General features: G+C 65.9%; 24 protein-coding genes. 15 read left to right on the top strand and 9 right to left on the bottom strand.

What is annotated here, in order from left to right:
* Positions 1–60: 60 nt before the first annotated feature.
* From H6P80_RS00830 to H6P80_RS00815, 4 genes are all read left to right on the top strand, one after another.
* Positions 61–483 carry a DUF1801 domain-containing protein gene (locus tag H6P80_RS00830; protein WP_185799463.1) on the top strand — a complete coding sequence of 141 codons (423 nt, stop codon included), beginning with the start codon at positions 61–63 and terminating at the stop codon, positions 481–483.
* A gap of 123 nt (positions 484–606) precedes the next feature.
* Positions 607–1,422 (top strand): EF-hand domain-containing protein, encoded by an 816-nt coding sequence (locus tag H6P80_RS00825; RefSeq protein WP_185799462.1) that lies wholly within the window; start codon positions 607–609, stop codon positions 1,420–1,422.
* Between the two features lie 156 nt (positions 1,423–1,578).
* Positions 1,579–2,355, top strand: coding sequence for a hypothetical protein (locus H6P80_RS00820; RefSeq protein WP_185799461.1), 777 nt, complete (start codon positions 1,579–1,581; stop codon positions 2,353–2,355).
* Between the two features lie 52 nt (positions 2,356–2,407).
* Entirely contained in the window at positions 2,408–3,349 is a 942-nt protein-coding gene (locus tag H6P80_RS00815) for a cation diffusion facilitator family transporter (protein ID WP_185799460.1), read from the top strand.
* Here H6P80_RS00815 and rlmN read toward each other — a convergent pair whose 3' ends face one another.
* Genes rlmN through H6P80_RS00800 form a run of 3 tightly spaced genes read right to left on the bottom strand, consistent with a single transcriptional unit; the run spans position 3,350 to position 5,736 of the window.
* A complete protein-coding gene (gene rlmN / locus H6P80_RS00810; RefSeq protein WP_185799459.1) occupies positions 3,350–4,576 on the bottom strand; it encodes a 23S rRNA (adenine(2503)-C(2))-methyltransferase RlmN in 1,227 nt (408 codons plus the stop codon).
* Positions 4,577–4,624: 48 nt separating this feature from the next.
* Positions 4,625–5,107, bottom strand: coding sequence for a hypothetical protein (locus H6P80_RS00805; protein WP_185799458.1), 483 nt, complete (start codon positions 5,105–5,107; stop codon positions 4,625–4,627).
* Complete coding sequence (locus tag H6P80_RS00800) at positions 5,104–5,736, bottom strand: histidine phosphatase family protein (protein WP_235973681.1); 633 nt, start codon at positions 5,734–5,736, stop codon at positions 5,104–5,106. The genes H6P80_RS00805 and H6P80_RS00800 overlap by 4 nt, the downstream gene beginning before the upstream one ends.
* A gap of 145 nt (positions 5,737–5,881) precedes the next feature.
* Between H6P80_RS00800 and H6P80_RS00795 the strand changes: the two genes are divergently transcribed.
* The 8 genes from H6P80_RS00795 to H6P80_RS00760 all read left to right on the top strand — a co-directional run bounded on the left by H6P80_RS00795 (position 5,882) and on the right by H6P80_RS00760 (position 14,453).
* Positions 5,882–6,562, top strand: a complete 681-nt coding sequence (locus tag H6P80_RS00795) for an outer membrane protein (RefSeq protein ID WP_185799456.1) — start codon at positions 5,882–5,884, stop codon at positions 6,560–6,562.
* Positions 6,563–6,700: 138 nt separating this feature from the next.
* Complete coding sequence (dnaN, locus tag H6P80_RS00790; RefSeq protein WP_185799455.1) at positions 6,701–7,813, top strand: DNA polymerase III subunit beta; 1,113 nt, start codon at positions 6,701–6,703, stop codon at positions 7,811–7,813.
* Positions 7,814–7,820: 7 nt separating this feature from the next.
* The gene (locus H6P80_RS00785) at positions 7,821–8,258 is read left to right on the top strand and encodes a protein tyrosine phosphatase family protein (RefSeq protein ID WP_185799454.1); all 438 of its coding nucleotides are present in this window, start codon (positions 7,821–7,823) and stop codon (positions 8,256–8,258) included.
* A 32-nt stretch (positions 8,259–8,290) separates the two neighbouring features.
* Positions 8,291–9,379, top strand: coding sequence for a DNA replication/repair protein RecF (gene recF / locus H6P80_RS00780; RefSeq protein WP_185799453.1), 1,089 nt, complete (start codon positions 8,291–8,293; stop codon positions 9,377–9,379).
* 43 nt (positions 9,380–9,422) lie between these two features.
* Positions 9,423–10,544, top strand: a complete 1,122-nt coding sequence (locus H6P80_RS00775) for a DUF5700 domain-containing putative Zn-dependent protease (RefSeq protein WP_185799452.1) — start codon at positions 9,423–9,425, stop codon at positions 10,542–10,544.
* A gap of 71 nt (positions 10,545–10,615) precedes the next feature.
* Complete coding sequence (gene gyrB / locus H6P80_RS00770; RefSeq protein WP_185799451.1) at positions 10,616–13,144, top strand: DNA topoisomerase (ATP-hydrolyzing) subunit B; 2,529 nt, start codon at positions 10,616–10,618, stop codon at positions 13,142–13,144.
* Positions 13,113–13,541: a hypothetical protein gene (locus tag H6P80_RS00765; protein WP_185799450.1), complete on the top strand. Its 429-nt coding sequence runs from the start codon at positions 13,113–13,115 to the stop codon at positions 13,539–13,541. Before gyrB ends, H6P80_RS00765 begins: the two co-directional genes overlap by 32 nt.
* 90 nt (positions 13,542–13,631) lie before the next feature.
* Complete coding sequence (locus H6P80_RS00760) at positions 13,632–14,453, top strand: class I SAM-dependent methyltransferase (protein WP_221892849.1); 822 nt, start codon at positions 13,632–13,634, stop codon at positions 14,451–14,453.
* 3 nt (positions 14,454–14,456) lie between these two features.
* On the opposite strand, the gene H6P80_RS00755 is transcribed toward H6P80_RS00760, so the two are convergent.
* The 6 genes from H6P80_RS00755 to purD form a co-directional block, all read right to left on the bottom strand.
* The gene (locus H6P80_RS00755) at positions 14,457–15,041 is read right to left on the bottom strand and encodes a DNA-3-methyladenine glycosylase I (protein WP_185799449.1); all 585 of its coding nucleotides are present in this window, start codon (positions 15,039–15,041) and stop codon (positions 14,457–14,459) included.
* Between the two features lie 301 nt (positions 15,042–15,342).
* On the bottom strand, positions 15,343–15,813 hold the full coding sequence (locus tag H6P80_RS00750; RefSeq protein WP_185799448.1) for a hypothetical protein: 471 nt from the start codon (positions 15,811–15,813) through the stop codon (positions 15,343–15,345).
* A 135-nt stretch (positions 15,814–15,948) separates the two neighbouring features.
* On the bottom strand, positions 15,949–17,736 hold the full coding sequence (locus tag H6P80_RS00745) for a vWA domain-containing protein (protein ID WP_235973680.1): 1,788 nt from the start codon (positions 17,734–17,736) through the stop codon (positions 15,949–15,951).
* A gap of 95 nt (positions 17,737–17,831) precedes the next feature.
* Positions 17,832–18,515, bottom strand: coding sequence for a hypothetical protein (locus H6P80_RS00740; RefSeq protein WP_185799447.1), 684 nt, complete (start codon positions 18,513–18,515; stop codon positions 17,832–17,834).
* Positions 18,516–18,620: 105 nt separating this feature from the next.
* The gene (locus H6P80_RS00735) at positions 18,621–19,208 is read right to left on the bottom strand and encodes an OmpA family protein (protein WP_185799446.1); all 588 of its coding nucleotides are present in this window, start codon (positions 19,206–19,208) and stop codon (positions 18,621–18,623) included.
* 65 nt (positions 19,209–19,273) lie between these two features.
* Positions 19,274–20,545 carry a phosphoribosylamine--glycine ligase gene (gene purD / locus H6P80_RS00730; RefSeq protein WP_185799445.1) on the bottom strand — a complete coding sequence of 424 codons (1,272 nt, stop codon included), beginning with the start codon at positions 20,543–20,545 and terminating at the stop codon, positions 19,274–19,276.
* Between purD and xseA the strand changes: the two genes are divergently transcribed.
* The 3 genes from xseA to H6P80_RS00715 are packed head-to-tail and all read left to right on the top strand — an operon-like array spanning position 20,544 to position 23,098.
* The gene (xseA, locus tag H6P80_RS00725) at positions 20,544–21,977 is read left to right on the top strand and encodes an exodeoxyribonuclease VII large subunit (protein ID WP_185799444.1); all 1,434 of its coding nucleotides are present in this window, start codon (positions 20,544–20,546) and stop codon (positions 21,975–21,977) included. The two genes, purD and xseA, sit on opposite strands and share 2 nt — an antisense overlap.
* Positions 21,978–21,992: 15 nt before the next feature.
* Entirely contained in the window at positions 21,993–22,196 is a 204-nt protein-coding gene (locus tag H6P80_RS00720) for a DUF2093 domain-containing protein (RefSeq protein ID WP_185799443.1), read from the top strand.
* A complete protein-coding gene (locus H6P80_RS00715; RefSeq protein ID WP_185799442.1) occupies positions 22,193–23,098 on the top strand; it encodes a M23 family metallopeptidase in 906 nt (301 codons plus the stop codon). Before H6P80_RS00720 ends, H6P80_RS00715 begins: the two co-directional genes overlap by 4 nt.
* The last annotated feature ends 129 nt before the right edge of the window (positions 23,099–23,227 follow it).

Here is a 23,227-nt window from a genome sequence, read left to right as displayed (position 1 = left end):
CGGGTTTATCCTTCGGCTCCTTTGGTGCAAGCCGGAAAGCCCCGATTGGAGGAATCCGCCATGGCCGAAAACAAGACGAAGCCGACGAAGATCGATCCGGCGACCTTTATCGCCGCGGTCGAGCCGGACTGGAAGCGCGAGGATGCCGAAACGATCTGCGCACTTATGGAGCGGCTGTCCGGACATCCGCCCAAAATGTGGGGGCCGTCGATTATCGGCTTCGGGCAGTATCACTATACCTATGAGAGCGGCCGTGAGGGCGATTCCATGCTGACCGGCTTCAGCCCGCGCAAGAGTGCGCTGACGCTCTACATCATGGCCGGCTTTCCCCGGCACGAGGAGATCATGGCCAGGCTCGGCAAGCATAGGACGGGCCAGGCCTGCCTGTATGTGAAACGCCTTTCGGACATCGATATGGGCGCGCTGGAGGAGCTGATTGCAGCTTCGTTGGCCCATATGCGGGATAAGTACGACGTGTCGTGAGATTCCGGCGACGAAACGAAGGGGTGCGTTAAACGCAGAGACAGGGATCGCTCCCTACATGGAGGGCAAGATGTTTTCGGTGTCTTGAGGCCCGCGCCCGGGATGCCCGCAGGAGCGAAGTGAATGGACCGCGGAATTGCAATCGGACTGACCTCTTTCGTCGTAACGGCGGCGATTCTGGCGATCCCCTCGGTGGCGCAGAGCCATGGCCGCGGCGACAGCGCCGAACCGATGACGCGTGCCCAGGTCGAAAGCCGCATCGCCGCCCATTTCGCCGAAGCCGATGCCGATGGTGACGGCGCGATCAGCCGCGAGGAAGCCGATGCCCGACACGCCGCGCGCCGCGCCGAACGCGAAGACCGGAATTTCGCCCGCCTCGACAGCAATGGCGATGGCGAGATCAGCGTTGCCGAGCGCGATGCCGCCCGCTCGATGCGCGCCGAACGCCGGGGCGCGCGCCGCGGCGCGCGCCGCCACGCGATGATGGCCGAAGAACGCAATATGCGCGGCCGGGTCGGCGGAGAGGAAATGGCGCAGCTGCGCGGCGAGGCGCCCGCCGCCGAAACCCCGACCGAGCGCCATGCGCGCTGGCTTGAGCACCGCAACGAAGCCTGGTCGTCGGCCGATGCCGATGGCAATGGTTCGCTCAACCGCGCCGAATATGACGCGATGAGCGAAGCCCGCGCCGCCCGCATGCGCGCGCATGGGGATCGCGCCGCTACCGAAGGCCGTAGCCGCGGCGCGCGCCATGCCGCGCATTTCGAACGGATGGACAGCGATAGCGATGGCCGCGTGACCCTGGCCGAGATTTCCGAACGCGCGCTCGCCCGGTTCGATCGCGCCGACGCGAACAGCGACGGCACGGTAACGCCCGAAGAACGCCGCGCCGCCGTCCGGCGGGCCATGCATGCCGAACGCCGCGAGCAGCGCGACAACTAGTTCCCGCTCCCATAGCGGAACAGGAAGGGCCGACGCAGCGATGCGCCGGCCCTTTTGGCTATCCGTTCGTCGAAAGGGCGTTTGCGTTGGCAGCTAAAGGCTCGGCGCAGCGGGCCTGCTCGTTATGACTACAACTGTCATTTTGGGAGAAGGCCGGTGGAAATCCTGTTTCGCAGCGCCGCGATGCTCGGTCTGGCGCTGGCTATTCTGACGCAGCCCACCGAAACGCATGCCCCTGAACTGACGGTCGACGATGTCCTTGCCCGTCATGTCGATGCGATCGGGGGTGCCGCGGCCGTCGATGCGGTGCGCAATATCCGCATCTGGCCGCAGGTCGTCGAGCCGGATTTCACCATTGAGGGCGATTATCGGGCGACGCGCGACGGGCGGATGCGGGTCGATATCTACGCGGATGGCGAGCGCGTGTTCAGCGAGGGCATCGATGCGCTCGGCGGCTGGCAGCAGGGCGGCGAAGGCGCGGCGATCACCGAGGCATCGGAGACGGCCACCGCCGCGCTGGATCACGGTATCGCGTTCAATATCTTTGGCCTGCACGATCTCGCGGCGCGCGGCGGCGAAGCGTCCTTCGACGGGCGCGCTACCGTGGACGGGATTGCCTATTATGTGGTTCGGGTGGTGCTGGCCGACGGCTTCACCCGCTATTTCTATATCAACCCCGAGAGCTGGTTGATCGAGCGGCATCGGGAAACCAGCGCGCTCCATCCCGACCTCGATGCGGAAGAGCGTCCGGCCGAGACCATCGAGAGCGATTTCCAGCGTCATTGCGGCGTTTTGCGCGCGATGCGGACGCGCAAGATCGACCTGGAAACCGGCGAAGAGATCCAGCGGACGCAGGCGCGGGCGGTCGTATGCAACGCCGATCCCGGGACACTCGCCATTGGCCGATCGGATTTCGTTTCCCCACCCGAATAGTCCGGTGCCTATGTCCTAGTATCACCCGCCCATTTGCGCTTATGTCGCGCTCATGAGCGCGGGGCATTCGCACGGTCATCACGGCCATGGACACGGCCACAGTCACGGGCATGGCGGGCACAGCCATGCGCCCGACGATTTCGGCCGCGCCTTCGCGATCGGGATCGCGCTCAACACGGTCTATGTCGCCATCGAGGCCGGCTATGGCTTCTGGATCGGCTCGATGGCGCTGCTCGCCGATGCCGGCCACAATCTGTCGGACATTCTCGGCCTGATCATCGCCTGGACGGGCGCGACCCTGGCCAAGCGGCCGGCGTCCAAACGGTTCACCTTCGGCTTTCGCGGCTCCTCGATCCTCGCGGCCTTGTTCAACGGCGTGTTGTTGCTCGTCGCGGTCGGCCTGATCGCGCAGGAAGCGATCCAGCGGATCGTCTATCCCGCGCCGGTCGCGGGCGGCACGATCATGCTCGTCGCCGCCATCGGGATCGTCATCAACGGCGCGACCGCGATGCTGTTCGCGCGCGGGCGCAAGGGCGATATCAATATTCGCGGCGCCTATCTCCACATGGCCGCCGATGCCGCGGTGTCCGCCGGCGTGGTTATCGCGGGCGCGCTGATCCTGTGGACCGGCGCGAGCTGGATCGATCCGGCGACCAGCCTGCTGATCGGCCTCGTCATCCTGCTCTCGACATGGGGCCTGCTGCGCGATGCGGTGATGATGTCGCTCGCCGCGGTGCCCGAGCATATCGATACCGACGATGTGCGGGAGGAGCTGGAGGGCATGGAGGGCGTCGCGCAGGTCCACCATCTCCACATCTGGAATATGAGCACGACCGAGACCGCGCTGACCGCGCATATCGTGATGCCCGCCGGCCATCCCGGCGATCCGTTTCTCGTGATGGTGCAGGAGCGGCTGTCGGCGCGCTTCCATATCGGCCATTCGACGATCCAGATCGAACGCGGCGACGGGGACTGCCACGACGATTGCGACTGACTAGCCGAGCGCGGCCTGCTTCTCTTCCGCCAGCCGGTCCAGCTCGGCCCGGCTCTTCTTCTCGCTCGCCGATTTCAGCTGGCCGCAGGCGGCCATGATGTCGCGTCCGCGCGGCGTACGCACCGGCGCGGAGATGCCGGCTTCGAAGATGATATTGGAAAAGCTGCGGATCCGCTCGGGCTCCGAACAGTCATAGGCCGAACCGGGCCAGGGGTTGAAGGGAATCAGGTTCACCTTGGCCGGCAGCTTGTAGCGCTTGATCAGGCGGACGAGCTCGCGGGCGTCCTCGTCGCTGTCATTCTTGTCCTTGAGCATGACATATTCGAAGGTGATCCGCCGGGCGTTGTTGGCGCCCGGATAGTCGGCGCAGGCCTGGAGCAGTTCCTCGATCCCGTATTTGCGGTTGAGCGGGACGATCTCGTCGCGCACCTCCTTGGTCACCGCGTGGAGCGAGACGGCGAGGTTGACGCTGATCTCCTCCCCGGCCCGCGCGATCATCGGCACCACGCCGGACGTGGAAAGCGTGATCCGGCGGCGGGACAGGCTCAGCCCCTCCTTGTCCATGACGATGTGAATCGCATCGCGGACATTGTCGAAATTGTAGAGCGGCTCGCCCATGCCCATCAGCACGATGTTGGTCAGCATCCGCCCGTCGAGATCGAAATTGCTCGTCTCGCCGGGCCTGGGCCATTCCTCCAGCGTGTCGCGCGCCAGCATCACCTGGCCGACGATCTCGCCGGGGTTGAGGTTGCGCACCAGCCGCATCGTGCCGGTATGGCAGAAGCGGCAATTGAGCGTGCAGCCGATCTGGCTCGAAATGCACAGCGTTCCCCGGTCGGCATCGGGGATGAAGACCATTTCATAGTCCTGCCCGTCCGCGGTCCGCAGCAGCCATTTGCGGGTGCCGTCGGTCGATACCAGATGCTCGACGATCTCGGGCCGCCCGACGACGAAATGCTCGGCGAACCAGGGGCGCTGCGCCTTGGCGATATCGCTCATCACGGCGAAATCCGCCGCGCCGCGATTGTACATCTGGTGCCACACCTGCTTGGCGCGCAGCTTCGCCTGCTTTTCGGGCAGGCCCGCCGCGACGAAGGCCGCGCGGATCTGGGCGCGCGACAGGCCGAGAAGATCGACCTTGCCGTCGGCGCGCACGGGCATATCGCGCGGCACGGGCACGGGGTCGACCGTGCCGGGACGGTCCATCGGGGCGGAAGATGCGTTCATGCCGCGCCATTTAGGCGCTCGGCGCCGGTTTTGCCAGCCGGGAGGCGGCTAGAGGTGCGCGCAGCCCAGCGCGGCGGCGTCGATGGCGGTGGCCGCGCCGCGCAGGCTGTAATCCTCGGTGAAGCGGCCATGGCGGGCCGAGCGCGCGGCGATCCGCATGGTGGTGCCGCTGCGCATGGCGGCGACGATGGCCGCGTCGCCGCGCGCGTCCATAGCCCAGGCGTCCGGACCGCGTCCGGTGAGTTCGAAGCGTTGATCGCCGATGGTGAGGATCGGCGTATCGCCCTCGGCCATTTCGCGCCGCAGCCGGAAATGGACCTGGCCGTTGAGATTGCGGCCGGGCCAGTTGCCGATCGATGCGAAGGGCTCCCAGTCGCCGGCGCGCGTTCGTTCGGGGCGGGCGATCGCATAGCAGCGCGGCGTTTCGGGATCGCGAAACGCGCCCCAGCCCGCGAACACGCCCAGCGAATCGCGCGCCATCGCCGGGACGGCGAGCGCGGCGATCGTCAGGGCAATCACCATATGCTTCATGCGCGTTCCCCGCCGCTTCCTTCGACCACGATCGTTTCCCGGCCTTGCTCTATGCAGGTGACCGAGCCCTGGGGAAGCCCGGGGGCGACCGGCGCGTCATAGGCCGCGAGCGGATCGAGGCCCAGCAGCACGCCGCGCAGGACGCGGCTCGATATGCCGTGCATGATGACGAGCTTGTCGCCGGGCGCCTCTCCATGTTCGGCAAACCAGGCCGAGACGCGGCGGGCGATGGCGGGATAGATTTCGCCGTCGGGCGCCGGCCTCAGCAGCCGGGTCTCGGCATCGACGACGGCGCCATGCTCGGCAACGACATCGGCATAATAGCGCCCGCCCCAGCTTCCCATGTCGATCTCGACGAGCCGCGGGTCGCGCCGCGCGTCGTGCCAGTCGAGCTCCAGATGTTCGGCAATCACGGCCAGGGTCTGGAGCGCGCGGCCGCTGTCGGACGCCCAGAGCCGGATATCCGGCTTCGCGCCCAGCACGCCCCGCAGCGCCTCGCCCATCCGATCGGCCTGGGCGAAGCCGGCGCGCGTCAGCGGCGTATGAAGATTGTCGCCCTGCAACCGCGCGGCGGCATTGAACACGGTTTCGCCATGACGGGCGATAAAGAGACGGCCGGGCCTGCTCATGCCACGGCTCATCCGCAAAGCGTGCTCCAAAAGCAACAGAAAACCGCCGTTTATCTGGGGTTCATGAAACAAATCCGGTGCGTCGTTCGCTTGGTGGGAGGCCCCGATCAAGGGGTCGTGTAAGAGTTTAAGGAGCTTTATGAAAATGCGTACGCTTTTTCTCATTCCCGTCCTCGTGGCCGGCGTTTCCGCGCCCGCGATGGCGCAATCGAATGCCGAGAATTTCTCCGGCTTCCGGATCGAAGCGCTTGGGGGTTACGACAATACCAGCGCCGATAATGACGGCGATTTCTCGCCCGGCACGCAGGACCGGTTCGACGATGGCAGCGGCGAGGGAGTCGACGGCTTCCTCTACGGCATCGGCGCCGGTTACGACATGCCGGTCAGCGACACGATCGTGTTCGGCATCGAGGGCGAAGTGACCGATTCCACCGCCGGCGAGAGCGAGAATGATACGCTCGGCGCAGGCAGCCGCCTCTCCTTCGAGGCGGAGCGCGATCTCTATGTCGGTGCGCGGATCGGCGCGGCGATCAGCCCCAATGCGCTGCTCTATGCCAAGGGCGGCTATACCAACGCCCGGTTCGGCCTCGATGCCGATGACGGCGCGGGCTTCGCCCAGGATTTCGATGCCACGCTCGACGGGTTTCGCGTCGGGGCCGGCGTCGAATATCTGATCGGCAGCAATGTCTACGGCAAGGTCGAATATCGCTATTCCAATTATAGCGATCTCGACGTCACCGTCGGCGGCAATACGGCGAACTTCAACGACTTTGATGTGAATACCGACCGGCATCAGGTCGTCGCCGGGGTGGGGCTGCGCTTCTAGCCGCCCTATCCACAGGAATCTTGCTCAATCGGGGGCCGCGGACTTGCGCCGCGGCCCCTTTTCCTTGCCATATCGCGGCAGGCAGGGCAGGACATTTCGTCCATTCTTCAACGATGATGCGGTGCGCAGGGGATTGCGATGAAAGCGACGATTGAACGGGCAGTGCTTCTCAAAAGCCTTGGCCATGTCCAATCGGTGGTCGAGCGGCGGAACACGATTCCGATCCTCTCGAACGTCCTGATAGAGGCTGTCGACGGCGGCGGACTGAAGCTGATGGCGACCGACCTCGATCTCCAGATCGTCGAGACGGTCGATGCGCAGGTGGAGCAGGCCGGCGCGACCACGGTTTCGGCGCACACATTGTTCGATATCGCGCGCAAGCTGCCCGAGGGCAGCCAGGTCTCGCTCGAAGCGGCCGAAGGCAAGATGGCCGTCAATGCCGGCCGCGCCCGGTTCAACCTGTCGACCCTGCCGCGCGACGATTTCCCGGTGATCGCCGAGGGCGAGCTGCCGACGACGTTCGAACTGCCCGCGGCGACGCTGCGCGACATGATCGACAAGACGCGCTTCGCGATCTCGACCGAGGAAACCCGCTACTATCTCAATGGCATTTTCGTACACGTATCGGACGACGATCAGCCGGTGATGAAGGCGGCGGCGACCGACGGCCACCGCCTCGCCCGCTACACGATCGCGCGGCCCGACGGCGCCGAAGGCATGCCCGACGTGATCATCCCCCGCAAATGCGTGGCCGAATTGCGCAAGATGCTCGACGAGCTCGACGGCACGGTCGAGGTCGCGCTGTCCGACGGCAAGATCCGCTTCGGGCTCGGCACGGCGGTGATGACCTCCAAGCTGATCGACGGCACCTTCCCCGATTATAACCGGGTCATCCCGACCGGGAACGACAAGCTGCTGAAGATCGATCCGCGCGCCTTCGAGGAAGGCGTCGATCGCGTCGCGACGATCGCCACCGAAAAGACCCGCGCCGTGAAGATGGGGCTCGACACCGACAAGATCACGCTCACCGTCACCTCGCCGGAAAACGGCACGGCATCGGAAGAGGTCGCCGGAGCCTATGGCGCCGACGGTTTCGAAATCGGCTTCAACGCCCGCTACCTGCTCGATATCCTCGGCCAGCTTCACGGCGACGATATCGAGGTGCATCTCGCGGACGCCGCGGCGCCGACCCTGATCCGCGAAAACGACAAGGCCGCCGCGCTCTACGTGCTGATGCCGATGCGGGTGTGAGCCCGCGATGCTCGACGAAGCCGGCATCTATAATTTTCGCCGGCTGAGCCCGGAGCTGACGACGTCGGGCCAGCCGTCGCCCGATCAGTTGCGCCTGCTCGGCGAGGCCGGGGTCGAAACCGTGATCAATCTCGCTATGCCCGACAGCCCCCATGCGGTGCCCGAGGAAGCCGAGATTCTCGGCGGGCTGGGCATCGCCTATATCGCCATCCCGGTCGATTTCGCGGCGCCCGGGGAAGATGATTTCCTGGCCTTTCGCGAGGCGATGGACGCGCTGGGCGGCGGCACGGCCCATGTCCATTGCATTGCCAATTACCGCGTTTCGGCGTTCCTCCACCGGTACCGGAAAGTGCGGCCGGATTGGGCGGGCGAGGATCCGGCGGACCCTTTGCCCGGGGACTGGGAGCCCGATGCCGTGTGGCGGGAATTCATGAATCGCGGCTAGGCTCGCGCCGCGGCGCCCGCTAACGCTACGCCATGAGCGTCTCCCGCCTCGCCCTCACCGACTTCCGGTCCTACCCGCAAGCGCTGGTCGAGCCGGGCGACGGCTTTGTCGTGCTGACCGGCGAGAATGGCGCGGGCAAGACCAATATCCTCGAAGCGGTATCGCTGCTCGCGCCCGGCCGCGGCCTCAGGCGCGCGAAGCTTTCCGAGATGGCGCGGCAGGGCGGGCCCGGCGGTTTCGCGGTCGCGGTGCGCGCGGTGGCGGAGGGCGGCGAGATCGAAATCGGCACCGGGGCGAGCCCCCAGGCGCCCGAGCGGCGGCAGGTGCGGATCAACGGGGCCCATGCTCCGGCGACGGCGCTCTCCGAATGGCTCTCGATCCTCTGGCTCACCCCGGCGATGGACCGGCTGTTCGCGGAGGCGCCTTCGGGCCGCCGCGCCTTTCTGGACCGGCTGGTGCTGGCGCTGGAGCCCGGCCATGCCCGCCACGCCTCGCGCTACGAGGCGGCGATGCGCGCGCGCAACCGGCTGCTTGCCGGCGAGGGGCCGCTCGATGCCGACTGGTGCACGGCGCTCGAGGCGCAGATGGCCGAACATGGCGCGCCGCTCGCCGCCGCGCGCGCGCGGACCATCGAAGCGCTCGGCGATGTTCTGGCCGCCCAGCCCGAAGGCCCGTTCGCCCGCGCCGCGCTGGCGATCGAAGGCGGCGCGGGAAGCGACGATCTTGCCGCCGCGCTTGCCCGGGGGCGAGACCGGGACCGGGCCGCCGGACGCACCTTGGAAGGCCCGCACAGGAGCGATCTCGCCGTCACCCATGTCGCCAAGGGTCAGGCCGCGGAGTATTGCTCCACGGGCGAACAGAAGGCGCTGCTGCTCGCCATCGTCCTTGCCCATGCCGATCTCGTCGCGTCGCGCGCCGGCCGCCGTCCGATCCTGCTGCTCGACGAGGTCGCCGCCCATCTCGATCCGCTGCGCCGCGCGGCGTTGTTCCAGCGGCTGTCGGGCGGCGGGCAGGTGTGGATGACGGGCACCGAGGAGGCGCTGTTCGCGGAGGCAGGGGCCGCCGCGACCCGGCTTGACATCACTACGACATCCGTCGGAAGCTCAATCGCAATCCGTTGAGTTCCGGGCGCGCCTGCCCGACCCATCGAGTTGGGAGAGATCTATGCGCTTGGTTCCGTTCGCCCTGATCGCCCTGGCCTGGTTCGCGCCGGCCGCTGCCGAACGTCCATCGATCGCGATCGACATTGCCAGCGCGGAACGGCTGCTGGAGATCGCCTGTTCGGGCGATGCGATCGACGAAGCAGAGTTTGCCAGTTCTTCGCTGCTCCGGACCCAGCTTGCCCATCACCGCGAATTCGGCCCGCAATTCACTCTGGAAAATTATCTGGCCGGACTGCGTTCGATCGCGCGTTGCGAGGCGCCCGATCCCGATCCCTTCCGCTTCTCCGCGCTCGTGGAGCGGCGGGAAGATATGGTGGAGGCCATCGCCTATCTCGCGCAGCGCCACGAAGAGATTGGCGAGCGCGTGGCCGAGATATTGGAGCCGTATATGCCGGCCGACCTCGTATTCGATGGCCAGGCCGTGCTGGCCGGGGCGAGCTTCTCCTGCGGCGGCTTCTCCCGCGACGGGGTGTTCTTCGTCGATATTCCCTGCCTCGCTGCAAATATCGGCGAGGAGTATGAAGCGGTCGTCCTGCTGATCGCACATGAAACCTACCATGCGATCCAGCATCGGTTCGCGATGCAGCCCATGGCCGAATTCGAGGAGGTGGGGACGCTTGAACAGGCGCTGGATCACATGTTCGCCGGCCTGGCGCTTGAGGGCAGCGCGGCGCATATCGCCGATATGCGGCAACTTTCCGGGGAGGGCCGCTATACGCGTTTCGCGCGGGATCTCGCGCGCCGGAATTTCCGTCATCTCCGGTATAATTTCCGTTTGTTCGATTATATGACCGAAGCGCTGGTCCGGGATCCGGAAGGGGTCGCGGAGCGGTTTCCGGGCATTTACGGCCTGGCTTTCGACGGCGCTTTTGGCGAGCTGGGCTATTATACCGGTGCACAGATGGCCGCCGAGATCGAGCATAGTGCGGCGCCGGCGGCGATCCCCTGCCTCCTCGCCCTGCCGCCTGAAAATTACGTCCTTGCCTATGCCGCGGCGCTTGGCGATGGCGATAATCTGGACGCATCGCCCGCCTTTGAGGGCGCGACGCTCGACGCGGCTCGCTGGTTGGCTGCCCGGCGCCCCGAAACCGCCGATTTCGGCGCGTGTCTGGCGCTCGGCTAGCGCCGCCTGTCATCCCCAAAAAAAACCCCGATTTGCTTGGGTTTTCGGGGTAAAATCGCTATATACTGAGGATGGCAGAAAACCCCGAAATCCCCCAAGAAAAAGCCGCCCAGAAGGGCGAATATGGCGCCGATTCAATCAAGGTTCTCAAGGGCCTGGACGCCGTCCGCAAACGCCCCGGCATGTATATCGGCGATACCGATGACGGTTCGGGCCTCCACCATATGGTGTTCGAGGTTTCCGACAATGCGATCGACGAGGCGCTGGCCGGCCATTGCGACCGGATCCTGATCCAATTGAACGCCGATGGATCGGTGACGGTGGAGGATAATGGCCGCGGGATTCCCGTGGGCATCCACAAGGAAGAGGGCGTATCGGCGGCCGAGGTCATCATGACCCAGCTTCATGCCGGGGGTAAGTTCGAGAATGCGTCGGACGATAACGCCTACAAGGTGTCGGGCGGCCTGCACGGCGTGGGCGTTTCGGTCGTCAATGCGTTGTCGGACTGGCTGGAGCTGCGCGTCTGGCGCGACGGCAAGGAACATTTCGTGCGCTTCGAGGCCGGGGTCGCGATCGCCCCGCTGGAGATCACCGGCGATGCCGAGATGATCGACGGCGCGCCGCGCAAGGGCACCCAGGTTACCTTCATGCCCTCGGCGGAAACCTTCAAGATCACCGATTTCGATTTCGAGAAGCTCGAACATCGCTATCGCGAGCTCGCCTTCCTCAATTCCGGCGTCCGGCTGTTCATCGCCGACGCCCGCCACGCCGACCGCGAGGAGGTCGAGCTGTACTATGAAGGCGGCACGTCGGCCTTCGTCCAGTATCTCGATCGCCACAAGGCGCCGATCATCGGCGATCCGATCGCGATCACCGGAGACCGGGACGATATCGGCATCGATGTCGCGCTCGAATGGAATGACAGCTATCACGAGAATGTTCTCGCCTTCACCAACAACATCCCGCAGCGCGACGGCGGCACCCATATCGCGGCCTTCCGCGCGGCGCTGACGCGGACGCTCAACAATTATGCCGAGCGTTCGGGCGCGCTGAAAAAGGAAAAGGTAAAGCTGACCGGCGACGATATGCGCGAAGGGCTGACGGCGATCGTTTCGGTGAAACTGCCCGATCCCAAGTTCTCCTCGCAGACCAAGGACAAGCTCGTCAGTTCCGAAGTGCGCCAGCCGCTCGAAAGCCTGATCGCCGACAAGCTCGCCGAATGGCTCGAGGAAAACCCCGCCTATGCGGTCGCCGTGATCCAGAAGGTGATCGACGCCGCCGCCGCGCGCGAAGCCGCGAAGAAGGCGCGCGAGCTCACCCGCCGCAAGGGCGCGATGGACATCGCCTCGCTGCCCGGCAAGCTTGCCGATTGCCAGGAAAAGGATCCGGCGAAATCCGAGCTGTTCCTGGTCGAGGGCGACAGCGCCGGCGGCTCGGCCAAGCAGGGCCGCGATCGCCATTATCAGGCGATCCTGCCGCTCAAGGGCAAGATCCTCAACGTCGAGCGCGCGCGCTTCGATCGGATGCTCTCGTCGAAGGAAGTCGGCACGCTCATCCAGGCGATGGGCACCGGCATCGGGCGCGAAGATTTCAATATCGAGAAGCTGCGCTATCACAAGGTCGTCATCATGACCGACGCCGATGTCGATGGCGCGCATATCCGCACGCTGCTGCTCACCTTCTTCTACCGGCAAATGCCCGAGATCATCGAGCGTGGGCATCTCTATATCGCCCAGCCGCCGCTCTATAAGGTCGCCAAGGGCCGGAGCGAGGTCTACGTCAAGGACGATATCGCGCTCGACGCCTATCTGATCGATGCGGGGCTTTCGGCGATGGCGCTGGAAACCGGCGAGGGATCGGTGCGGTCGGGCGAGGATCTGCGCGTCCTGATCGATCATGCGCGGCGCATGCGCGCGCTGATGAACTATGTGCCCAAACGCTATGACTGGGCGATCGTCGAGGCGTTCGCGCTGATGGGCGCGCTCGACGAGGCGCTGACCGAGGACCAGCGCGTCCAGGCGGTCGAACTGGTTGCCCAATGGCTTTCCGGCCATGACCCCGAAGCCAAATGGACCGGCATTATTTCCGCCGATGGCGGGTTCGAACTCCATCGGCGCTGGCGCGGCGTGACCGATGTCCACCGGATCGACGCGGCCTTTGTGCGCTCGGCCGAAGCCCGCAAACTGCAGAGCGTGGCGGCCGAACAGGCCGAAAATTACGCGCTGGTCTCGCACCTTGTCAGCATGAAGGCGGCCGAAGCCGCTGACACTGGCGAGGAGGGTGAGGAGGGCGAGGAAGAAGCGCCGTCGACCGGCAAGGGCCGCATCGCGATCACCCGCCCGTCCGAACTGCTCGCCGCGATTCTCGCCGCCGGGCGCAAGGGCCTGTCGATCCAGCGCTACAAGGGGCTGGGCGAGATGAATGCCGAGCAGCTCTGGGAAACCACGCTCGATCCGGACAATCGCTCGCTGCTGCAGGTCCAGGTCGACCAGGCCGATGTCGCCGACGAGATTTTCACCCAGCTCATGGGCGATGTCGTCGAACCCCGGCGCGAATTCATCCAGGACAATGCGCTCAACGTCGCCAATCTCGACGTCTAGCCGCCTCGGCGGCTGGGCGGCGCTGGCGTTGCTGGCGGCCTGCGCGCAGCCCGCTGCGGGCGATGGCGGCAGCGAAACCGGCGATACCCCCGGGAGCGCCGGCCCGGCCGAGATGTGGGGCATCTGGGCGATCGGTTTCGAAACCTCGAATTTCGTCGGATGCGCGTCGGAAAGCGATTGCCCCGAGCCCGGCGAAGACAATGGCTGCTGGCTCGATTTCACCAGCGAGGCCGCGGCCCAGCTCGATCCCGCGCTCCGCGACCGGCGCGACCATTGGCGCTACCGGATGCGGATCCGCGGCACGCGGGAAGAGGGTGCGGGCGGCTATGGCCATCTCGGCGCCTATGAGTGCCAGATCACGGCCGAGGAAATCCTCTCGATGGAGCGGGTCCCCTAGCCCCTATCGAACGCTTTCCGGCCTTGGTCGAAGCGCGGCTGCTTCGCCCCCGTCTTCCTGCCAGGCTTCCTGCAAAGAGGAGGCGAACCCATGAAATCCAGGATCGGGCGTGCCGCGCTGGCTTTGGCGATGACGGGGATGCTCGCCGGTTGCGGCGGCACGGGCGAGGCGCCGGGCGACGAGCCGCAGACCGAATTCGCGCCGGGAGAAATCAGCGACCCCGTCCCGGTTCCCGATTATGTCAGTGCCGCCATCGCCGATCCCGCGCGCGCCTATCATTTCGGGCGCGACGAGCGCCGCCGGCCCGGGGAGCTGATCGCCTTTTCGGGGCTCCGGCCCGGGGATCGGGTGCTCGATCTCATCCCGGGCGGCGGATATTGGACGCGGCTGTTCAGCCTGATCGTGGGGCCCGAGGGCCATGTCTATGCGGTCTGGCCGAAAAACTATGCCGATGTCGCGGTCTCGGACGTCCGCCGCCTGCGCGAGCTAGTCGAAAGCCCGCCCTTCACCAACATCACCGTCGAGGTGCAGCCGACCCCCGATCTGTCCGCCCCCGAACCGCTCGATATGGTCTGGACGTCGCAAAATTATCACGACTATCCCGACGAGTTCATGGGCCATTACGATCCCGCCCGGCTGAACGCGGCGGTGTTTGCCATGCTGCGCCCCGGCGGCACCTGGTTCATCGTCGATCACGCCGCCGAGGAGGGATCGGGAATGCGGGACACCGAAAGTCTGCACCGCATCGACGCGGCCGAGGTGCGCCGGCAGGTCGAGGCCGCGGGCTTCGAATTTGTCGGCGAAAGCCGGGTGCTGCGCAACGCCGGGGACGATCGCACGCTGCCCGTTTTCGACGACAGCGTGCGCGGCCATACCGACCAGTTCGTGATGCGGTTCCGCAAGCCGGAATAGGCCCTAGCCCGGATAGCGGTGACATCCCTTGATATGATCGTTCACCACGCCGGTCGCCTGCAGATAGGCGTAGATGATCGTCGTGCCGACAAAGCTCATGCCGCGTTTCTTCAGCGCTTTCGAGATCGTGTCGGATAGCGGCGTCGAGGCCGGTAGCTCGGCGAAGCTTTTCGGGCGGCTCACGACCGGCTGGCCGTCGACATGGCCCCAGAGCCAGGCGTCGAAGCTGCCATATTCCTTTTGCATGGCGATAAAGGCGAGCGCGTTCTTGCGCGTGGAATAGATTTTCAGCCGGTTGCGGACGATGCCCGGATCCTCGCGCAGCGTCTCCAGTTCCTCGTCGGTCATCGCAGCGACCCTGGCGATGTCGAAGCCGTGAAAGGCGGCGCGATAGCCTTCGCGCTTCTTGAGGATCGTCTCCCAGCTCAGCCCGGCCTGCGCGCCTTCCAGGATCAGCATCTCGAACAGCAGGCGATCGTCATGGACGGGAACGCCCCATTCCTCGTCATGATAGACGCCGTAAAATTCCTTGCCCGGCGATCCGCCGAAGCACCGCAATTTGCCGTCGCTGCCTTCCGTCAGTGCCATCGTCCCGCCTCCCTCTGTCAAGAACATATTGAGAACATCGTGCGCGTCCGGTCAAGCGGCGATTGCGCGGAAGGGCCGATTTTCCTGTCCTACAGCGGGGCGGATCGGGTAAGGAAGGGCCCAGTCAGGCCGCGATCGGCAATGCGCGAGGCCGGTCCGGATTGCGTCGCCAGGACGACGGTCGGCAGCCGGTCTCCGTGCCGGGAAATAAAATTTCACGCCGGCGGAATTTTGCGAGGCAGTTTCAACCGACGCGTCGTGTCGTTCGTGACCTTTGGAGGAACCGTCGAACGGGCTTCGCCTAGCCGAGCTTGCCGAATTTTTCCTCGAAGGCCGCGATCTCGCCGCGGGCGAGAAGACCGGCCTGCTCGACCCAACGGTCCCGCGCGATGCGGTCGGCGAAGCTGCCGCCGAGCTTCGCGCCGGCCGCCTCGATATCGCCCGCGCTCCAGGCCGCGATCTGGTCGAAACGGGTGACGCCCATCGCGGCAAGGCCCTTGGCCGCCTTGGGGCCGAGGCCCTTGATCTGGGTCAGTTCGTCGCCGGTCCCGCTCGAAACCGGCGCGGGCGGTACGGTGGCCGGAACGGGTTCGGCGGCGGGGGGCGGGGCAGGTTCGGCCGCTTTCGCCGGGGCGGCGCTATCGGCCGCGGGCGTAGCCGCCGCTGTATCGCTGTTCGCTTCGGCGCTCGAGGAACCGAACAGGCGGAAGAGGACGAATAGCACGATCAGCGCGGCAAGGCCGATCAGGATGTAGAGCAGCGTGTCGGACACGAGAAAGGCCTCCGGTTGACCATGATCGACGGATCGAAGTCGATGTTCGAATCTGGCGGAGGCCTATGCCGGGGGTGGGCGGCCCGCGCAAGGGTAACGCGGGCCGCCCTGTCGGAGCGGGGAAGAAGCGCGGGGCTAGCGCTTGCTTCCCCCGCTGGTCCCGCCTGGCGCGCTTCGCGCCTCGGCGAGTTCGGTGAGCGCGACGAATTCGCCGCGCCAGTAATCCCGGGGCCGGCCCGCGGAGCGCGCCAGCCGCCGGATATCGGCGAAGTCGAACGTGCCGAGATAGGTATCGCCGCGCAGCCGCTGCCCGAAGGCGGCGACGGCGGCGACGAAGGCCATATCGCCCTGCGGCGCCCGGGCATTGGCAACGGCATCGGCGCCGATCGCCTGCTCGATCAGCCGCGAACTGTCTTCGCCCGGCAGCTTGTAGCGCAGGCGCAGATGGGCCAGGTCGGTCGCATCGCTGCCCTGCGGCGCCGTCCGGTTGGCCGAGAAATGCCGCTCGGGCAGCCAGCCGTCATTGCCGACGGGCACGATCTCGTAGAGCGCCGTTACCTGGTGCCCGGCGCCGATCTCGCCGGCATCGACCGTGTCATTGTCGAAATCCTCCTCGTTCAGCAGCCGGTTTTCATAGCCGATCAGGCGATATTCGCTGACAAAGGCGGGGTTGAACTCGACCTGGATCTTGACGTCCGAGGCAATGGTGAAGAGCGTCGAACTCAGCTCCTGCACGAGCGCCCGGTGCGCCTCCATCGCGCTGTCGATATAGGCATAGTTGCCGTTCCCGTGATCGGCGATCTGCTCCATCATCGCTTCGTTGTAATTGCCGGTGCCATAGCCGAGCGTGGTCAGCGAGATGCCGGCCTCCCGCTCGCGCTCGACCATCTCGATGAGCTGGTCGCGATTGGTCGTGCCGACATTGAAATCGCCATCGGTGGCGAGGATGATGCGGTTGATGCCGCCCTCGATCATGTTGGCGCGCGCCGCGTCATAGGCGAGGCTGATGCCCGCCGCCCCCGCCGTCGATCCGCCCGAACGCAGCTCGCCGAGCGCGTCGATGATCTCGTCGCGGTCGCTGGAACCGGTGAGGATCGTCTTGGTCGATCCGGCATAGGTGACGATCGAGACGCGGTCGCGCGGATTGAGCTGTTCGGCCATCATTGCCATCGAGCACTGGACGAGCGGCAGCTTGTCGCGGCTGTGCATCGATCCCGATACGTCGACGAGGAAGACGAGGTTCGCCGCCGGCCGTTCGCGCCGGTCGATATCATAGCCGCGCAGGCCGACCCGCAACAGGCGGGTGTCGCCGTTCCACGGCGTCGTGGTGACATCGGTGGTAATGCTGAAGGGCCGCGAGCGATCGCGAGGGGTGGCGTAATCGTAGCGGAAATAGTTGAGCATCTCCTCGGTCCGCACGGCCGCCTGGGGCGGTATGCCGCCCTGGTTCAGCATGCGCCGGACATTGGTATAGCTGCCCGTGTCGACATCGACCGAGAAGGTCGAGACCGGCTCTTCGGCGACCGCCATAATCGCGGCGACTTCCTCGCCGTCATAGCGTTCGCGATTCTCGGGCGGACGCGGGACGATATAGCCGCCGACCCGGCCGCGGCCGATGGCATCGGCGGCCTCTTCCCGGGCGGGCTGCATACGCGATCCGGTGACGACCGGAGAGGGTTGCTGGAGGGACTGGGGCGGCGGCGGGGGAGGCGGAACCGGCGAGGCGCCGCTATAGGCCGAACCGGCCGACGGACGATAGCGCCGCCCGTCATATTCGTCGTTATCGTAGTTCAGGAACGGCGCGCAGATTTCGTCGGCGGTGGCCGGCGTCATTTCCCTCTGCGTCGCCTGGCTGGGCTGCACGGCGTAAACGAGGCCCGTCAGGACCATTGCCGCCATTGGCGCGAAAGCTATTAGGCGCATCTGGATTTCTCCCCTCTGCTACCGACCCGATGTGACATAATCACATTGGCGCCTGAACGGGCGCTTAATGATCGGTAGAGAGGAGCGCGGCGGCCCTAGATCGGGCCGTTGAGTTTGCCGAATTCCCGCTCGAAAGCCGCGACATTGCGGGCGTCGAGCAATTTCGCCTGGTCGACCCAGCGATCGCGCGCGATCCGCCCCTTGAAGGTGTCGAGGTGCGAATCGACCTCGGTGACCTGCGCGTCGTTCCAGCTCGCAATCTGCCGGAAATGGAAGACGCCGAGACTGTTCAGCAGGTCGGCGAGCTTGGGCCCGACGCCCTTGATGCGGGTAAGATTGTCCGGCTCTCCTTCCGGAGCCGAGAGAAAGGGCGAGGGCGCGGCGGGTTCGGAAACCGGCTCGGGTTCAAGCTCGGGTTCAGGCTCGGGTTCAGCTTCTGGCTCCGGCTCGACCGGGGTTGCCGGTTCCGGCATGGTTTCAGGTTCAGCTTCCAGCTCGGCTTCAGGCTCCGGTTCGGCGACGTTCGCGACAATGGACGGTTCGGGCTCCGGGTCGGCCTCGACCGGCGGTTCGGGTGCGGGAAAGGGTGTCGGCGCGGGTTGGACGGCCGTTTCGGGCTCCAGTTCCAGCGGTGGCGGCACGAACGCGACGGGCTCGTCATTCTCCGCCTCGAACAGCCCCTCGTCCTTGGCACCGCCCCAGATCCACCAACCGGTGGCAAGGCCGATCGCCAGCGCGATCAGGATGGTGGGCCAGAGGTTTGCGATCAGATCGATCATGCGCGCTCCCCTATACCGTCCTGCGGCCCCAGATCAGCCGGGCGATGCCGAGGCCGATCAGGAACGCTGCGAGGTTGATGAGCAGCGGCTGGGTCCAGAAATCCGTCATGAAGCATCTCCCCGGTCCGTCGCGCTCACCGTAAATTCGACCCTGCGGTTGGCCGGATCGGCCGGATTGCCGCCGATCGGATCGGCCGCGCCGCGGCCCTGGGTGGTCAGCATCCCTTCCGGAACACCGCGTTCGACGAGCGCGTCGCGAACCGTCGTTGCGCGAAACGCCGACATTTCCATGTTGACGCCTTCGCGGCCCGACGCGCTCGTATAGCCTGCGATATCGATGCGGACGCCCGGGCAATCGCTTGCCGCTTCGGCGATCCGGTCGAGCAGCCGGCGCGCGTCGGGATTGAGATAGGGCGATCCGCTGCGGAACTGGATACGGTCCGAGGCGATGGCGGTGTTGAGCGCGTCGACACAGGCACCGGACGGCGCCGCGGCGACTTGGGCATCCGCCCCCGCATCCGTTTCGCCGGCCGCTTCTGCCGTGTTGTCGATCGTTTCTTCCGCCGACGCTTCAGCGACCGGGCTGGCGCCGCTATCGCCCTGCGCGCCGCCGTTACCCAAGGGGCCCAGCCACAGCCAGGTTAGCGCTACCACTCCCAATAACCCGAGGAGGAATTTCGCCAATGCCGGCATGCCCCGCTCCCGTCCCGTTGTTGTGGGGGCGAATAGTGTCGGCGAATTACGAAATTTGCAAATGGTTAACCACGTTCGAGTTCGCGCCATCCAATGTCGGAGCGAAAGAAGCCGTCGGCAAAATCGATCTCACCCACGGCTTTGTATGCGGCATCGCGCGCCGCTTGCAGCGTATCGCCGGTCGCCGTCACGTTGAGCACGCGGCCGCCGGCGGCAACGAGCGTGCCGTCTTTCTGCGCGGTGCCCGCCTGGAAGATCTTGGCGCCCGTCGCATCGGCCTGGTCGATGCCGATGATCGCGCAGCCCTTTTCGGGCGTGCCGGGATAGCCCTTGGCGGCCATCACCACGGTCATCGCGCTCTGGGGGTTCATCGCTGGAGGTTGTGCCTCGGCAAGCCGGGCTTCGGCGGTCGCCGCCATCAGCTCCAGAAGGTCGGATTCAAGGCGCATCATCAACACCTGGCATTCGGGATCGCCGAACCGGACATTGTACTCGATCAGTTCCGGGCCCTTGGCGGTCAGCATTAGGCCGGCAAACAGGATGCCGCTATAGGGCGTGCCGCGCGCCGCGAGCGTTTCGATGGTGGGGGTGATGATCTCGTCCATCACCCGTTGGCGTAACCCGTCATAGAGAATCGGCGCCGGGCTATAGGCACCCATCCCGCCGGTATTGGGGCCGGTATCGCCCTCGCCGACGCGCTTGTGATCCTGGGCCGAACCGAAGGGTATGGCGGTCGTGCCGTCGACCAACGCGAAGAAGCTTGCTTCCTCGCCGGTCAGGAATTCCTCAATCACGATTTCGGCGCCCGCCGTGCCGAAATCGCCGTCGAACATCCCTTCGATGGCGGCTTCGGCCTCTTTCTGCGTTTCGGCGATGACGACGCCCTTGCCCGCGGCGAGGCCGTCCGCCTTGATGACGACCGGCAAGCCGAACTCCTGGAGCGCCGGGATGGCGGTTTCCGCCGAGGTGAAGCGCGAATAGCGCGCGGTGGGAATGCCGGCCTCGGCGCACAGGTCTTTCGTGAAGCCCTTGGATCCTTCGAGCTGCGCCGCCTCCTTGTCGGGGCCGAACACGGCAAAGCCCATGGTTCGCAAATTGTCGGCAAGCCCGTCGACGAGCGGCGCCTCGGGCCCGACCACCACCAGCTCGATCGAATTTTTGAGACAGAAATCGATCGTTGCGCGATGATCGCCATCCTTGATCTCGACGATCTCGGCATGCTCGGCTATTCCCGGATTGCCGGGCGATGCGAACAGCTTGGTCAGTTTCGGCGATTGCGCGATCTTCCAGGCGAGCGCATGTTCGCGACCCCCGGAACCTAGCAACAGGACATTCATGCAGCCTACCTCTTCAGACGAGAATTTTTCGGGCCAGGAACAGGCCGATGGCGAAGCTGCGCTGGTAGCCGAGACGATCCCGGGCGACAATGCGCAGCCCTTCACCGTTTCGGAAATCTCGTCGGCGCTCAAGCGCAGCGTGGAGCGGGAGTTCGGCCATGTCCGGATCCGCGGCGAAATTTCCGGCTTCAAGCGCGCCGCCTCGGGTCATTGCTATATGGGGCTGAAGGACGAGAAGGCGGTGATCGACGGCATCGTCTGGAAAGGCCAGGCGGCGCGGCTGGCCTTCAAGCCGGAAGACGGGCTGGAGGTGATCGCTACCGGCAAGCTCACCACCTATCCCGGCCGCTCCAAATATCAGATCGTCATCGACCGGCTGGAAGTGGCCGGCGCAGGCGCGTTGATGCAGCTGCTCGAACAGCGCCGCAAGGCGCTCGCCGCCGAAGGGCTGTTTGCCGAGGAACGCAAGCAGCGCCTGCCCTATCTGCCTAGGACGATCGGCGTCGTCACCTCGCCGACCGGCGCGGTGATCCGCGACATCCTTCACCGGCTCGCGGACCGGATGCCGAGCCATGTGATCTTGTGGCCGGTCATCGTGCAGGGCGAAGGCGCGGCCGAACAGGTTGCGCGCGCCGTCCGCGGTTTCGATGCGACGGTTGAAGGCGGCCCGATCGCGCGGCCCGACCTGCTGATCGTAGCGCGCGGCGGCGGGTCGATCGAGGATCTCTGGGCGTTCAACGAAGAGGTCGTGGTCCGCGCGGTCGCGGAGTGCTCGATCCCCGTCATTTCGGCGGTGGGGCATGAGACCGATACGACCTTGTGCGACTTTGCGGCCGACCGCCGCGCGCCGACGCCGACGGCAGCCGCGGAGATCGCGGTGCCGGTTCGCGCGGAACTTCTCGCCAGCCTGGGTCAGAGCGGGCTGCGGGCCACCGGCGCGGTTCGTCGGCTGGCGAACCGATTTGCCGAGCGGCTCTCCAGTCTTGCCCGGCTGTTGCCGCGACCCGAAAGCCTGTTCACGCCGCAGGCGCAACGGATCGACGATCTCGGCGAGCGCGCGCTGCGTGCGCTGACGGGGCGCCACGCGCTCGCCTCCGGCGCGCTCCGCCCGTTTCGCGATCGGTTCGATCCGCGGCTCCTGCAACGTAACGTCACGGACGCGAAGAGCCGGCTGGCCGGGCTCGCCCGGCTGCTCGAGCAGCTCCACCCCGAACGCCCTTTGGCGCGCGGCTATGCGCGGGTGATGGACCGGGACGGCGCAACCATGGTTTCGGCGGCGGCAGCGGGTAAGGCCGAGGCGCTGACGCTCAAATTCGCCGACGGTACCGTAGACGCGCGGGTTGAGAAGCCGGGCGGCGGTTCCTATTCTCGCAAAACAAAGCCGGCGGCGGGACGCAAGCAGAAACCTGGGCAGCCCGGCCTGTTCGATTGAGGAGTTGAAACGAGTATGTTGACTTCGCGCGGCGGCCGAACCGCCAGGCTTCACTATATGGCGAACAATTTCCGCATGCTCTCGCCCGGCGATCATGTGCTGTGCGCAATCACCGGCCAGGCCATCCCCCTCGACGAATTGCGCTATTGGAGCGTCGTGCGTCAGGAGCCCTATGCAACCGCCGAAATATCGGTTCAGGCAGAAGAGGATGCCGGATGAAACGCTCGCTGGGCATCCTGGCTTTTGTCGCGGCGGTGCTTGCATGCTCTCCCGCCGTGCCGGCGGCTGAGGCCACTGACACCGGAGCGAGGGCCGACGAGGTTCCGGGCGCCACTGCCAGCGTCGCCCGCCGAACCGGCTTCCATTTTGACGGTATTTTCCGGCAAGGCGGCGTCGTGCGCGGCGAGGTTCCGGGCGGTACGCGACAGCTGACCCTGGACGGCGAAGCCGTGGCGGTTGCCGCCGATGGGCATTTCCTGATCGCGTTCGGCCGGGATCACGGCAGCGATGCGATACTGGTCGCGACGCTTCACGACGGAACCAGTGTAACCGAGGCGCTCTCCATCGCGCCGACCAGCTGGCGTATCGAACATGTCAACGCCGCGCCTCGCGGCGGCAGCAGTTCCGCCGAATTCCGCCGCCGCCGTGCACCCGAGCTCGAGCGGATCAACGCCGCGCGCGCCGTGCGCTCGCAAGTCGATGGCTGGCGGCAGGCCTTCCTGTGGCCGGTAACGGGGCGGATAAGCGGCCTGTTCGGATCGCAGCGCATCTATCGCGGAGAGCCCGGTTCCTATCATTCGGGCGTGGATATCGCCCGCCCGGCGGGCACGCCGATCGTTGCACCGGCCGACGGCGTCGTCATCCTCGCCGCGCAGACGCCGTTCACGCTGGAGGGCTATTTGCTGATGATCGATCATGGAATGGGGCTCAACAGCGCCTTTCTCCATCTGTCGCGGATCGACGTTGCCGAAGGCGATCGCGTGGCGCGCGGCGATCGAATAGGTGCGATCGGGTCCAGCGGCCGTGCGACGGGCCCTCACCTTCACTGGAGCATGAAATGGGGCACCGAACGAATCGACCCCCGGTTCCTGGCCGGCCCGATGCCGGACCCCGGCTCCTGATTGCTGCACTGCGGTAAACAGAGTCTTTCCAGGGCGGTTTTCCGAGCAATCAAGCAAGCGTTATCAGGCCGCCCGAGCAATATTGTAAGCCGCACAAACCAAACTGTTGCATTTTGGCGACAATCCCTT

This window comes from Parasphingopyxis marina (assembly GCF_014237875.1).
Lineage (GTDB): Bacteria > Pseudomonadota > Alphaproteobacteria > Sphingomonadales > Sphingomonadaceae > Parasphingopyxis > Parasphingopyxis marina.
This window is presented reverse-complemented; position numbering and strand designations above follow the sequence as displayed.